The following is a 13,159-nucleotide window of genomic DNA, read 5'->3' as shown; positions in this document are numbered from 1 at the left end:
GGGACTTATTTGGACAGCAGGAGGTTTTCCAGCGTGCGCCGATAGATGTTCTTGAGCGGTTCCAGCGAAGCCACTTCGATACGCTCGTTGACCTTGTGGATCGTGGCGTTGCCGGGGCCGAACTCAATCACTTGCGGACAGATCTTGGCGATGAAACGGCCGTCGGACGTGCCGCCGGTGGTGGAAAGCTCGGCGGTCACGCCGGTTTCAGCGTGAATCGCCTGCACCAGCGCATCCGTCAGCGAACCGCGCGGGGTCAGGAACGGCTCGCCGCCCAATTCCCAGTCCAGGTCGTATTCCAGGCCGTGCTTGTCCAGCACCGCATGCACGCGTGCCTTCAGGCTTTCCGGCGTGCTGGCCGTCGAAAACCGAAAGTTGAACAGCGCCACGGCTTCGCCCGGCACCACGTTGGTGGCGCCCGTGCCCGAATTCAGGTTCGACACCTGGAACGTCGTGGGCGGGAAGTACTCGTTGCCCTTGTCCCATTCGATGCCGACGATTTCCGCCAGCGCCGGAGACATCTGGTGCACCGGGTTGCGAGCCAGATGCGGGTAAGCCACGTGGCCCTGGATGCCCTTGACCGTCAACTTGCCCGACAGGGAACCGCGGCGCCCGTTCTTGCAGGTATCGCCCAGCACGTCGCCCGAGGTCGGCTCGCCGACGATGCAGTAGTCCAGCTGTTCGCCGCGCGCTTTCAGCGCGTCGCAGACGATGGCGGTGCCGTCAATCGACGGGCCTTCTTCGTCGGACGTGATCAGCAGTGCGATCGAACCGCCGTGTTGCGGGTGGGCCGCCACGAATTCCTCGGCCGCCACCACGAAGGCAGCGATCGAACTCTTCATGTCGGCCGCCCCACGACCGTACAGCCAGCCGTCGCGTTCGGTGGGAACGAACGGATCGCTCTCCCACTTTTCGCGCGGACCCGGAGGCACCACGTCCGTGTGACCGGCGAACACGGTCAGCGGCGCGGCGCTCCCGCGCCGGGCCCACAGGTTGGTGACGCCGCCTTGGGCGATGGTCTCGCACGTGAAGCCGATGCGTTCCAGCCGGGCGGCAAGCGCCGCCTGGCAGTCTTCATCCGCGGGCGTAACCGAGGGGCGGGCGATCAGGTCCTTGACCAGATCCAATACGGCTTCGGGCGGCCGTGCGGTCGTGCTGCTCATTACGCCCTCAGCAGATCATTGATGCTGGTCTTGGCGCGCGTTTGCGCGTCGACACGCTTGACGATGACGGCGCACGCCAGGCTGTGCGAACCGTCGGCCGACGGCAGCGAACCGGGAACCACGACCGAACCCGACGGCACGCGGCCGTAGGTGATCTTGCCGGTGGCGCGGTCAAAAATCTTGGTGCTTTGCGACAGGAACACGCCCATGGCCAGCACCGAGTTCTCTTCCACGACCACGCCTTCCACGACTTCCGAACGGGCGCCGATGAAGCAGTTGTCTTCGATGATGGTGGGGTTGGCTTGCAGCGGTTCCAGCACGCCGCCGATGCCGACGCCGCCGGACAGGTGGACGTTCTTGCCGATCTGGGCGCACGAACCGACGGTGGCCCAGGTGTCGACCATCGTGCCTTCATCGACGTAGGCGCCGATGTTCACGTAGGAGGGCATCAGCACCACGTTGCGGCCAATGAAGGCGCCGCGGCGGGCGACGGCGGGCGGCACCACGCGGTAGCCGCCTTGCTTGAAGGCGTTGTCGCCGTATTCCGAGAACTTGAGCGGCACCTTGTCGTAGAACTGCAGGGGCGCCTGGCCCATGATGGCGTTTTCGCTCAGGCGGAACGACAGCAGCACGGCCTTCTTGATCCACTGGTGGACCACCCAGTCGTCATTGATTTTCTCGGCCACGCGCAAGCGGCCCAGATCCAGGCCGTCGATGGTGTGTTCCACCGCTTCGCGCACCTCGGCGCTGGCGTCGGCGGGCGACAGGTTGGCCCGGTCGTCCCAGGCTTTTTCGATGGTGGTCTGCAGGTCGAGAGTCATAGCGGCTCAGCTTTTTAAAGGTTGATCAAACAGAAGTATGTACAAAATGGGCGATGCGCTCGGCTGCCTGCACGCAGTCAGCCAAAGGCGCCACCAACGCAATACGGATGCGGCCGTGGCCGGGATTCACGCCATGCGCTTCCCGCGCCAGGAAACTGCCCGGCAGAACGGTAACACCGGTACGGCCGTAAAGGTCGCGGACAAAGGCCGTATCCGACCCCGGTGTGGCCGCCCACAGGTAGAAAGACGCCTGCGGGCGCGACACGTCCAGTACGTTTTCAAGAATAGGCACGACCGCGTCGAACTTTTCGCGGTACAGGCGCCGGTTGTCCTTCACGTGCGCCTCGTCCGACCAGGCAGCGACGCTGGCTGCGGAAACCAGCGGGCTCATCGCACTGCCATGATACGTGCGATACAGCAGGAAGCGGCCAATCAGCGCCGCGTCGCCCGCCACGAAACCCGACCGCAGGCCAGGCACGTTGGACCGCTTGGACAGGCTGGAGAACGCCACCAGGTTGCGGTAGTCGTCCCGGCCCAGGCGGCGCGCCGCCTGCAGGCTGCCCAGGGGCGGGTTGCCTTCGTCCAGGTAGATCTCGGAATAGCACTCGTCAGACGCGATGACAAAGCCGTAGCGGTCGGACAGCTTGAAGAGCGTTTCCCATTCGTCCAGCGCCATGACGTTGCCGGCCGGGTTGCCGGGCGAGCACACGAACACGAGCCGCGTCTTTTTCCAGACCTCGTCGGGCACGTGGCTCCAGTCGCTGGAAAAATTGCGCAACGGATCGGCGTTGACGAAGTAGGGCGTGGCGCCCGCCAGCAGCGTGGCGCCTTCATAGATCTGATAGAACGGGTTGGGGCAGATGACCACCGAACCCGCCGACGGGTCGATCACCGTCTGCGTAAAGGCGAACAGCGCTTCGCGCGACCCCAGCGCCGGCAGCACCTGCGTGTCGGCATCGGGGGCGGGGATGCTGTAGCGGCGGGCCAGCCAGCCCGAAATCGCCTGGCGCAGCGCCGGGTCGCCCTTGGTGGACGGGTACACGGACAGGCCGCCCATGTGGTCGCGGATCGCCTGCGCGATACGTTCCGGCGCGGCGTGCTTGGGCTCGCCGATCGACAGATTGATGGGCGTCAGGCCGTCCGGCTGCGTGCTGGCGGAAGCCAGCAACGCCCGCAGTTTTTCGAACGGGTAGGGGTGTAAAGCATCGAGGCGCGGATTCATGACGCAAGATTTTAACAAGCAAGCTACAATAGCGGGCTTGACCTTTAGCGAAGGTGGCGAAATTGGTAGACGCACCAGGTTTAGGTCCTGACGCCGTAACAGGTGTAGGGGTTCGAGTCCCCTCCTTCGCACCACATATCGCCTGACGTTGTTTGGCGTTACGCCGACAATGTCATACAACCCCCGAGCGCTCGAATGCGCCGGGGGTTTTCTTTTGCTTCCAGCTTAGGCATCCCCCATAAGGGGACACATGACGCGCCAAAGTCTGTAAGGACAGCGCCGAGGAAACCAAGGCCTCAGGGCTTTGGGGACCCGGCAGGTTGGGGCGGTGGATAGGCTTGGTTCAGGTATTCCACGATCAGCGGCACTTGTTCGGCCGGAATGGGGGCGCCGTAGGTGCCGACCATCTTTTTGACTTCGGCATCCCAGAAGCCCAATGGCATCGGCGGCTGCGACGACAAGTAATCGACCGAGTGACACATCAGACACAGGGCCGCGTTTTGGGCTCCGGCGCCGGTGCCGGGGTGCAGCGTTGCGGTTTCCGGCGGGAGCTGGATGTCCAGGGCAGCGGCGGATGCGCAGGCAGACATCGCGGCCAGGGCGATGGCTAGCCTGACCAGGTGGCCGTGGGGGTGGCGACAGGCGGGGCGGGTCATGGGGGCTCCTTACGCGGCGTCGACGCGCACGGTTTCGACCACGTTGCGCATATACCCGGACGGGTTCCACAGCGGGTCTAAGGGTTGGGTTTCGCCCGCCGTATTAGTGGCGCGGACCTTCAGGACATAGGCGCCGGCCTGCTCAGGCGTGAAGTCGGCGTGCCACTCGCGGAAGGAATAGCGGCCCAGGTCCTCGCCCAGAGAGGCGGCGCGCCAGGTCTTGCCGCCGTCGGCCGAGAATTGCACGTCGCGAATACCGTAGCCGCCATCGAAGGCAATGCCTCGAACCGGCACGCGTTGGCCCTTGGTCACGCGGGCGCCGTCTGCCAGGCCGGTGATGAAGCTGCGCACGTTGTAGCGGCCGATGGGGCGAGTTTTTTCTGGCGCTTTGCCCACCGGACTGCAGGCGCAGTCGTTATCGGGAATGCGGTAGGCCTTCTGCATCCAGAAGCCGTCGAACTCGGTGTTCAACACCTGGATGTCGGCCAAGTGCTTTACCCAGTAGGTGCCGTAGTAACCGGGCACCACCAGCCGCACGGGATAGCCGTTGAGCAAGGGCAGGTCGGTTCCGTTCATGGCGTAGGCCAGCATGACTTCGCCGTCCATGGCGTGGGCCGCGTCCAGCGCCTTGACGAATTCCGGGGTGCCTGGCAGCACGGGCCGATCCAGGCCTTCGAAGGTGATTTGGCGGGCGCCGGCCTGGATGCCCGCCTTTTCCAGGATGCGATTGAGCGGAATGCCCACCCAACGGGCATTGCCCATCGCGCCATTGCCCAGTTGGCCTCCCCCCACTCGTGGTTCAAAAAAACCCCGGCTGTTGCCGGAGCATTGGGTGACGGCGACCAGTTCGACGGGCGCGCCGAACTGCTGCTTCAGGTCGGTTAGCGACAGCTCAAGGGGCGTGCCGACCAGGCCGCCGACGCGCAGCCGGTAGGTGGCGGGGTCAATGGCGGTGGGAATGTTTCCCAGGTGGTAGCGCACGAAGAAGGCATCGTTGGGCGTGATGACGCTGTCGTTGAACACCTCGAACGGCGTTTCCAGTTGCGGTGGCCGCGAGGTCTGGCGGATCAGGGGGCGTTTCTGGGGGTAGGCAATCAGGTCGCGCTCGCCGTTCGCGAAAGGCAGCGTGACTGTGGTCGGGGCGGCCAGGCCGATCAGGCTATGGCTGGCCAGCGTGCCGGCTGCGCCCACGGTACAGGCTTGGCGCAGGAAGCGCCTGCGCCCATCCGGATCGAATGTGCTCATGCTTGTCTCCTCGTTGTTTTTTTCCGCACTCCGCTATACGCGGAGCGGTCGGATGAGGCTACGCCGGGCTAGCTGACGGGCACGTTAATCGTCGCGGCGCGCTTGCAACGGTCGTTCCAATAATCGCGTTATCTGCAGAATCCGCGCGCCTCTTCCCAATGCGACGCTCAAGTTTCCGCCCCGGTTGCCGTTAATGCCGATACAGCTTGCATAAGCCACCGGAAAAACAGCGCCATGTTTGATTTCATCTCTATCGTCGTAACCATCGTTGCCCTGATTGCCTGGGCAATTCATCGCCAAAAGAAGCGGCATAACGCATTGTTGGCTAAGTTTCGCGAACACAACCAGCGACTTGGCACGTCCTTCCCCGAAGACAGCGTCGACAGCGAACTGATTCTTAGCGATAAGGACAAGAAGGTCGTCATTGCATTTGATCCCCAAACGCAAAAGCTCTGCATGGTGTCGGGCAAGAATGATCCGGGCGAGGTGCTCGATTTTTCTTATATTCGGCAATGGCAATTGAAATGGACCGAGGTTTCAGGCAACGGTGGGCTCGCGTTCAAGAATGTCCATTTCGCCTTTTCCACTAGCGACCTAAAGCGACCGCTGATCAATATCCCCGTGGCCGGTAAAGGGTATGGCGATACCTGGAATAGCCGCCTGGGGATTCTGATGGGCGCCTGAGCAATTTCAAGCTCAGCGCCTTTCTCGACTACCCGCCTTCGGCCTCCGGCGCCGGGCGGTTCGGGAATACGTTCAGCGACATGATTTCGCGTTCGTATTCCGTCATCAGCATGCCCACCAGGTGGCCATGCAGCAACCCGAAGCGGGTCCAGTTCAGCGGTTCGCTACCCGGCAGCAGGTCCAGCAAAAGAAGTTGGCCGGTGCGTACCGTGCCCACGAAATAAGCCCGTTCGTCCAGGCCGCCCGCGGGCGGGGCATGATAGATCTTGACTGCCCGGCCGGTATCGTCCTTGCGCCACGCGCTGACGCCTCTTGCGGCGGCGTCATCGGTGCGCTTCAGATTATTCTGGATCGTCATCCAGAGGCCTTTGGCGTTCGGGGTATGTACAACAATCGTCATGGGCAGGTTTTTTCCGTGTTGGCGGGCAACATGGAATTTATCCAGAACCCTCCGAAAGCGACAAGCCCTGATTCGCCTCAGGCCGGCCGTCTGATCAGTTCTTCACCTTGACGCGATCGCGCCGCTTCTCGGTCCGGGGTTCCACATCGCGTCCCAATTGCACATCCATCAAGATCGCGGCATGCACTTTTGCGCGGCTGGCTTCAATGCGATGCATGCACGACCAGCCGCGTTCTGCCGCGACCGCCAGTTTTTTGTCCAACTCCGTGTGGCGGCGGCGTTTGTTTTCGGTCGACATGTTGCCGAGTTCTTGATCGGTGATTAAGCGCATCTGAATTCCTTTTCAGTCGGGTTGTGTGATCGGGTGATCGCCTCTTTGCGGGTTTGCGTAAATGTGCGAATGCGCGGCGCGTAAATGCGGCGCCGGCAATGTCGAGCGTTTCTTGGAATCGGCCGTAGTGTGCCAGCTTGTGTATTTAATGCAAGTCGTTGAAAAATAAAGATAAAAAAGTATAAGAATTACGTTTTCCATATACTTTCCAGCGACTTTGGATACTTTTTTCAGCAGGCGAATATTGCCGCGGAACAGGGTTTGTCCTGATGCCCAACCTGCTTGACACCCCATCGCGCAACCCATAAAGTCACCGCACAGATTTAGATAAAAGACCATCTGTAAGGTGGTCTTTTATCGCGTGCAGATTGCGTCGACCTCTTACAGAAATAATTCCAAGAGGAGACGACTGTGCAATCATCGACCGTGAAAATACGTGGCATCGACGATGTCATCGCTTTTATCGATTCACGCCCCGGCATTGCTGGCCGGGCCGGCCTCATCTGGTGGCTGGCGCTGGGCGGACTGTTCCTGGATGCGTTTGCGAATTCGGCGTTAAGCGCGGGCTTGGGCCCGATGACGCGCGACTTGGGCCTGAAAGCGGGCCAGGTCGCGCTGATGACCTCGTTTGCTTCTTGGGTGGCCATTGCCTTCAATCCCATCGGCGGCTGGATGGCCGATCGTTGGGGGCGCATCCGTCCCTTGATCATCGCCAAGTTCCTGGCCGTCATTGGCGCGGGGCTGGTGATGTTCGCGCCCAGTTTCGAAGTCATTCTGGTGGGCCGCTTCTTCGTGGGCGCGGCCTACGGGATCGACTTCGCCATCGCGATGGCCGTTCTGGCCGAGTTCACCCCCGTCAAATTCAAGAGCCGCCTGAACACCTGGCAGGGCATGTGGTACACGGCCGTCTGCACGAACCTGCTGTTGGCGATGCTGTTCTTTTCGTGGGATGTGGGCGATTCGATTTGGCGCTATTCCGTTGCGGCCACGGCGATTTTCGCGCTGGTCATTCTGGTGCTGCAGCTGAGCTACATGGTCGAAAGCCCGATCTGGCTGGCCCGCAAGGAACGGGTCGAGCAGGCGGCCCAGGCCATGACGCGCATCTACGGGCAGGCCTTTGTCGCCGCGCCGCCGGCCGAACGCGTGCCGGTCGTCAACCAGGCCAAGCGGGGCCTGGCCAACGTGCTGCTGATCTTCCGTGGCGTGTACCTGCCGCGCACGATCCTGGCCGCCACGGTGCAGATCGGCCAGTCGATCCAATACTTCGCCGTGGGCTGGTATCTGCCGCTGATCAGCGCGGCCTTGTTCGGCAAGGACTTCATCTACGCCACGATCGGCGCGCTGGTGTTCAACATCTTCGGCATCTTTGGCGGCTTCCTGTCGCCGTACATCGGACGCAAGCTGGGATTGCGCCGCGCCTCGGCGTTCGGTTTTGCGATGGTGTTCGTGATCCTGCTCATCCTGGGCACCTTCCACGGGCAGATGCCGTTGTGGCTGGCGGTGGCGCTGCCGTCGCTTTTCATCCTGTTCCACTCCGGCGGCCCGGGGGCCAACGGCAAGAGCCTGTCGTCGCTGTCTTTCCGCAGCGAACTGCGCGCCGGCGCCAACGGCATCATCGGCGCGCTGGGTTCCACCGGCGCCGCGGTGGGCCTGCTGGTGTTTCCGATCTTTCGCGAGAACTACGGCCTGGAAAGGACCTTTCTGATCCTGTCGGTCGTGCCCCTCATCGCCAGCATCATCTGCTTCGTGATCAAGTGGGACCCCACCCGCACCACGATCAACCCCGATACCGAGACCGGCGCGCCCCAATTCAAGGACGACGACGCGCTGGCTACCCTGGACCCCGCCATTGGGAAAGCCTCGCGATGACAAACAACCCTGTGATTCTGGCCGTTGATGAGGGCACGTCCGGCACGCGGGCAGCCACCGTGTCCGCCGACGGCCACGTGTCGTGCCTGGAATATCAGACGCTGCACGTGGAGACGCCCCGGCCCGGCGTGGTGGAGCAGGACGCCAACGAGATCCTGGAAAAGACGATCAGCGTCTGCCGCGCCACCATCGCCCAGGCCCAACGGGCGGGGCAGCAGATCGCGGCGGTGGCGCTGGCGACGCAGCGCGCCACCGCCGTTCTGTGGGACACGCGGACGGGCGCTGCGCTGGTGCCGGCCATGGTGTGGCAGGACACCCGCTTCGTCGACGAGCTGGATCAGTTGGCGCCCGACTGGGACGCGCGGTTGCTGGACCGCGTGGGCCGTCCCGTGGGGGTACGGTCGCTGTATCTGTGGGCGGCCCGCCATCTACGCGATACGCCGCAGGTCGGGCAGGCCTGGCGCGAGAAGCGTCTGGCGTTCGGCACGGTGGACAGCTGGCTGCTGTGGCATTTCTCGCAGCGCCGCGAGGTGGTCACAACACCGACCAACGCCACGTCGTCCGGGGCCTATGTGCTGGCGGATCACCGCTATTACCTGGAATGGGTGCAAGAACTGGACTTCCCGTTCGAGCTCTTGCCCGCCTTGCGCCAGGACGCGGACGACTTCGGCCGGACGCGTCCCGAGGTATTGGGTATCGAGGTGCCGATCCTGGCGTCCGCGGGCGACCAGCACGCTGGCGCCATCGGCCTGGGCTGCCTGGACCGCGGACAGGCGATGTGCGTGCACGGAACGGGCAGCTTTGTGGACTTGATCATCGGCCCCGAGCCGCCCGTGAACTCGGGGCTGTCCGAAGGTTCGCTGACCATGACGGCCCGGCGCCAGGACGGCGTGTCGCACTTTGCCGTCGAGACCTTTGTGGCGACGACGGGGTCCGCGTTGAACTGGGTCTGCGAAAAGCTGAAGTGGTTTGCGGATGCGCGCGAGATCAGTGCGCTGGCGGCGACGGTGGACGCATCGCAGGGGGTGACGTTCGTGCCTGCCCTGACGGGCTTGCGCGTGCCCCAGATGGAAGCGGCCGCGCGCGCCTCGTTGACCGGCGTATCGATGGCGACGACCCAGGCCGAAGTCGCCTACGCCATTCTGGAAGGCATCGCGCACTCGGTCACCAGCTGCATCGAGGCCGATGAAGCCGTGTCGGGCGTGCGGGTGTCCGAACTGGTGGTGGGTGGCGGCTTGTCTTGCAGCGATCCCTTGCTGCAGATCCAGGCTGATTTGATCGGCATCCCGATCCGCCGCATGCAGGAATCCGACCGGGCCAGCCTGCGCGGCATTGCCTATCTGGCGGGTTCGTCCGGGCTGTTGTGGCCGTCGCTGCATGATGCCTGCAAGACCATTGCGACCGATGCGGTGTTCCAGCCAGCCATCGATGCGGCAGAACGCGCGCGGCGCCGGGCATTGTGGCACGCCCGGGTGGGCTCGGAATTGGGGCACGTCAGGCAGTTCAAGCAGGAAAAAGAGGAGGCGTTGCACAAATGATCGGTTGGCTATCCAGAAAGCCCAGGAAGGACCGGGCCGATATGACGAACACCGAGCCATTACGTCTGATGCGGCAAGAGCAATTGGACAGGTTGGGCAGTGAGCAGTACGACATGCTTATCGTGGGCGGCGGCATTACCGGCGCGTATGCGGCGTTGGACGCCAGCTTGCGCGGGTACCGCGTGGCCGTCGTCGAGAAGGACGATTTCGCATCGGGCACGTCTTCGAAGTCGTCGAAGATGGTGCATGGCGGGCTGCGCTACATCGAACAGGGCAACCTGGGGCTGGTGCGGCATTCCTTGCACGAACGCCAACGCTTGCGCCGCAATGCGCGGCATCTGGTGCAGCGCCTGCCGTTTCTGTTTCCGATCCTGGAGCGCGACGGGGTGTTCGACAAGCGCCTGGCCAAGGCCTTTGAAAGCCTGCTGTGGACGTACGACATGGCAGGCGGCTGGCGCGAAGGCATCCTGCATCAGAAATTGACTGCCGCGGAAGTGCTGTCGCATTGCCCGACCTTCAAGGAAGAGGGGCTGCTGGGCGGATTCCTGTACTTCGATGCGCGCGTGGACGACGCTCGGCTGACGCTCGCCGTTGCGCGTACAGCGGCCTTCCATGGCGCGACGGTCATCAATCACGCCAAAGCGATCGAGGTGACGCGCAATGCGCAGGGCAAGGTCGACGGCGTGATCGTGCAGGCGGGCCAGCAAGAGATCCGCGCGCGCGCCGGCGTGGTCATCATGGCCACCGGCGTCTGGTTGCGGGATTGGAGCGGCGCGAAGCGGGGTGATGCGTCGGCGTTGCACGTGCGTCCCGCCAAAGGGGTGCACGTGGCGGTGCCCTGGCTGAAGGTACGCAACGACTGCACCGTCACCATCCCGGTGCCGGGCCGCAGCCGCCGCGCCACCATCACGCGCTGGGGCAATGTGTCGTATCTGGGCACCACGGATGAAGACTACGAAGGCGATCTGGACGACGTGTACTGCACACGCCGCGAGCTGGACTTCCTGCTGGAAGGCGCACGCTCGGCCTTGAAGACCGATCTGCAGGCCGAGGACGTCGTGGGCAGCATCGCGGGCTGCCGGCCGCTGGTCGGGCCTCCCGGCGGCAAGACGCTGGAGATGAAGCGCAATCATGAAATCCGCGTGGCCGCGGACGGCCTGGTCACGATCGTGGGCGGCAAGCTGACCACGTCGCGTCACATGGCCGAACAGACGATCGACGCCGCGCAGCAGGTCATCGGCCAGCGCAATCCGTGCCAGACGAAGAAAGCCTATCTGCTAGGCGCGGCGGGCTACGACCCGCAGGCGATTGTGGCCTCGGGCGGCATGTCGGCGCATCTGGGCGAGCGGTATGGCACCGAGGCGCGCTTTGTCAGCGACTTGATGCAGGCCGCGCCGGCGCTGCAGACGCCCATCGTCCAGGGCTTGCCGTACACCGAGGCCGAAGTCCTGTACGCCGTGCGCCATGAATTGGCCGGCACGGTCGAGGACGTGCTGTCGCGCAGGATGCGCGCGCGCCTGATGGCGCGCGACGCATCCGCCGTGGCCGCGGCGCGTGTGGGACAGATCCTGCAATCCGAATTGGGCTTGGCGCCCTCCGTTATTACGCAGCAGGTCAACGACTACCTGGCTGCGATCCAGCACGAAAAATCCATACTCATGGGAGACAAGGAATGATCAGCAAAGAAGCCATCAAGCGCGGCTACAACCGTGGCAACTACGTCGTTGGCGCGCACACGCCGCCGGCCTATGCCGCCGCATTGGCCCAGACCGGCTCGGAACCCGGGTTGCAGCGCGATCCGGTGCGCGTGTCTGCGGGGCAGATCGACGCGTTGCGCCACTTGGCCGACGAGGTGCTGACCGACACCACCGATGTCGTCGCCTGGACCCGCGATTGGTGGGCGGGGTCGATGATGTCGGAAACGGGTGGCAAACCTGCCACGCCGCAGGCGGTGATCGTCAGGGTGTCTTCGGTGGAGCAGGTGCAGGCGGTGATGCGCATCGCCAACGCGGACGCCATCCCCGTCACCGTGTCGGCGGGCCGCAGCAACGTCACCGGCGCCGCCTTGCCCGTGCGCGGGGGCATCGTGCTGGACGTCTGCCAACTGAACAAGCTGATCGGCGTGGACCGCGAAAGCCAGATCGTCGAGGTGGAGGCGGGCATGTTCGGCGACGTGTTCGAAGAGACGATCCAGAACGAGTATGGCTTGACCATGGGCCACTGGCCATCATCGTTCGGCATCAGCACCGTGGGCGGCTGGGCGGCGTGCCGGGGGGCGGGCCAGTTGTCCACGCGCTACGGCAAGATCGAAGACATGGTATTCGGCATGGATGTGGTGCTGGCCGACGGCAGCCTGATCAGCGTAGGCGGCTATTCCCGCGCGGCGGTGGGTGCCGACCTGCAGCAGGTCTTCATCGGGTCCGAAGGTACGCTGGGCGTGATCGTGCGTTTGCGCCTGAAACTGCATCGGCTGCCGGACTACGGCCGCGCCATTGCCTATGGCTTCAAGACGTTCGCCATCGGCCTGGAGGCGTGCCGCGAAATCATGCAGCGCGGCGCCAACCCGGCGGCGCTGCGGCTGTATGACGAACTGGAAAGCGGCGTGCAGTTCAACCGGCCCGACCTGAACGTGCTGCTGGTGGCCGACGAAGGCGCGCGCCAGATCGTGGACGCCGTCATGGAGATCAGCCAGGGCGTATGCGAGGAACTGGGCGAGAAGCTGGATGGGGACGCGGTCTTCGAACGCTGGCTGGAAACCCGCTACCTGACCGGCAAGAGCGCCGAAGGCTTCAAGCGCAGCCCGGGATTTGTGGCCGACACGCTGGAAATGGCGGGCCGCTGGAGCGATCTGCCGGGCATCTACGCCGAAGTGGTGGCCGCGGTCAACGCGGTGCCGGGCACGCTGGCGGGTTCCGCGCATCAGTCGCATGCCTATGTCGACGGGGCCTGCCTGTATTTCTCATTGCGCGGCGAGGTCGAGGTGGAGCGGCGCGCGCAGTGGTATCGCGCGGCCTGGGATGCGGCCAATGCCGTGCTGATTAAATATAATGCCGCGCTCAGCCACCATCACGGGGTGGGCCTGTTGCGCGCGCCGTACATGCAGGAATCGCTGGGCGGCGCGTTCGACGTGCTGCGCACGATCAAGCGCACGCTGGATCCGCAGAACATCCTTAACCCCGGCAAGCTGGGATTGAGCGATGCGCGCTTTTACGGTCAGGAAGATCGATAAC

General features: G+C 63.8%; 12 protein-coding genes and 1 tRNA gene. 6 read left to right on the top strand and 7 right to left on the bottom strand.

The genetic code is table 11. The annotated features are described in order from the left end of the window. Nucleotides 1-5 precede the first annotated feature (5 nt). From dapE to dapC, 3 genes are read right to left on the bottom strand one after another with little or no spacing between them, the layout of a single operon-like run. Nucleotides 6-1,163, bottom strand: a complete 1,158-nt coding sequence (gene dapE / locus AC27VE_RS10970; RefSeq protein WP_488703846.1) for a succinyl-diaminopimelate desuccinylase — start codon at nucleotides 1,161-1,163, stop codon at nucleotides 6-8. Next, nucleotides 1,163-1,984, bottom strand: coding sequence for a 2,3,4,5-tetrahydropyridine-2,6-dicarboxylate N-succinyltransferase (gene dapD / locus AC27VE_RS10965; protein ID WP_006227943.1), 822 nt, complete (start codon nucleotides 1,982-1,984; stop codon nucleotides 1,163-1,165). Before dapD ends, dapE begins: the two co-directional genes overlap by 1 nt. Nucleotides 1,985-2,009: 25 nt before the next feature. Then, entirely contained in the window at nucleotides 2,010-3,206 is a 1,197-nt protein-coding gene (gene dapC / locus AC27VE_RS10960; protein WP_280028764.1) for a succinyldiaminopimelate transaminase, read from the bottom strand. Between the two features lie 47 nt (nucleotides 3,207-3,253). Between dapC and AC27VE_RS10955 the strand changes: the two genes are divergently transcribed. After that, nucleotides 3,254-3,340 (top strand) — tRNA-Leu (locus tag AC27VE_RS10955). Between the two features lie 162 nt (nucleotides 3,341-3,502). Here the strand turns inward: AC27VE_RS10955 and sorB are convergent. After that, on the bottom strand, nucleotides 3,503-3,862 hold the full coding sequence (gene sorB, locus AC27VE_RS10950) for a SorB family sulfite dehydrogenase c-type cytochrome subunit (protein ID WP_488703845.1): 360 nt from the start codon (nucleotides 3,860-3,862) through the stop codon (nucleotides 3,503-3,505). A 9-nt stretch (nucleotides 3,863-3,871) separates the two neighbouring features. Then, nucleotides 3,872-5,107, bottom strand: coding sequence for a SorA family sulfite dehydrogenase catalytic subunit (sorA, locus tag AC27VE_RS10945; RefSeq protein WP_488703844.1), 1,236 nt, complete (start codon nucleotides 5,105-5,107; stop codon nucleotides 3,872-3,874). A 234-nt stretch (nucleotides 5,108-5,341) separates the two neighbouring features. Between sorA and AC27VE_RS10940 the strand changes: the two genes are divergently transcribed. Beyond that, nucleotides 5,342-5,791 carry a hypothetical protein gene (locus tag AC27VE_RS10940; RefSeq protein WP_088590047.1) on the top strand — a complete coding sequence of 150 codons (450 nt, stop codon included), beginning with the start codon at nucleotides 5,342-5,344 and terminating at the stop codon, nucleotides 5,789-5,791. A 28-nt stretch (nucleotides 5,792-5,819) separates the two neighbouring features. Here AC27VE_RS10940 and AC27VE_RS10935 read toward each other — a convergent pair whose 3' ends face one another. Both AC27VE_RS10935 and AC27VE_RS10930 read right to left on the bottom strand, forming a co-directional pair. Then, entirely contained in the window at nucleotides 5,820-6,191 is a 372-nt protein-coding gene (locus tag AC27VE_RS10935) for a hypothetical protein (protein ID WP_035213362.1), read from the bottom strand. A gap of 94 nt (nucleotides 6,192-6,285) precedes the next feature. Further along, the gene (locus tag AC27VE_RS10930) at nucleotides 6,286-6,522 is read right to left on the bottom strand and encodes a hypothetical protein (protein WP_006225344.1); all 237 of its coding nucleotides are present in this window, start codon (nucleotides 6,520-6,522) and stop codon (nucleotides 6,286-6,288) included. A 411-nt stretch (nucleotides 6,523-6,933) separates the two neighbouring features. On the opposite strand from AC27VE_RS10930, the gene AC27VE_RS10925 reads away from it, so the two are divergent. From AC27VE_RS10925 to AC27VE_RS10910, 4 genes are read left to right on the top strand one after another with little or no spacing between them, the layout of a single operon-like run. Then, nucleotides 6,934-8,391: an MFS transporter gene (locus AC27VE_RS10925; protein WP_488703843.1), complete on the top strand. Its 1,458-nt coding sequence runs from the start codon at nucleotides 6,934-6,936 to the stop codon at nucleotides 8,389-8,391. Continuing rightward, nucleotides 8,388-9,929 carry an FGGY family carbohydrate kinase gene (locus AC27VE_RS10920; RefSeq protein WP_488703842.1) on the top strand — a complete coding sequence of 514 codons (1,542 nt, stop codon included), beginning with the start codon at nucleotides 8,388-8,390 and terminating at the stop codon, nucleotides 9,927-9,929. The genes AC27VE_RS10925 and AC27VE_RS10920 overlap by 4 nt, the downstream gene beginning before the upstream one ends. After that, nucleotides 9,926-11,605, top strand: a complete 1,680-nt coding sequence (locus AC27VE_RS10915) for a glycerol-3-phosphate dehydrogenase/oxidase (RefSeq protein WP_488703841.1) — start codon at nucleotides 9,926-9,928, stop codon at nucleotides 11,603-11,605. The genes AC27VE_RS10920 and AC27VE_RS10915 overlap by 4 nt, the downstream gene beginning before the upstream one ends. Beyond that, the gene (locus tag AC27VE_RS10910) at nucleotides 11,602-13,158 is read left to right on the top strand and encodes an FAD-binding oxidoreductase (RefSeq protein ID WP_488703840.1); all 1,557 of its coding nucleotides are present in this window, start codon (nucleotides 11,602-11,604) and stop codon (nucleotides 13,156-13,158) included. Before AC27VE_RS10915 ends, AC27VE_RS10910 begins: the two co-directional genes overlap by 4 nt. The last annotated feature ends 1 nt before the right edge of the window (nucleotide 13,159 follow it).

The sequence above is a fragment of the Achromobacter sp. 18P8.1.1 genome (assembly GCF_057799415.1).
The sequence above is the reverse complement of the archived record's forward strand: the minus strand, read 5'-3'. Positions and strand labels throughout refer to the sequence as shown.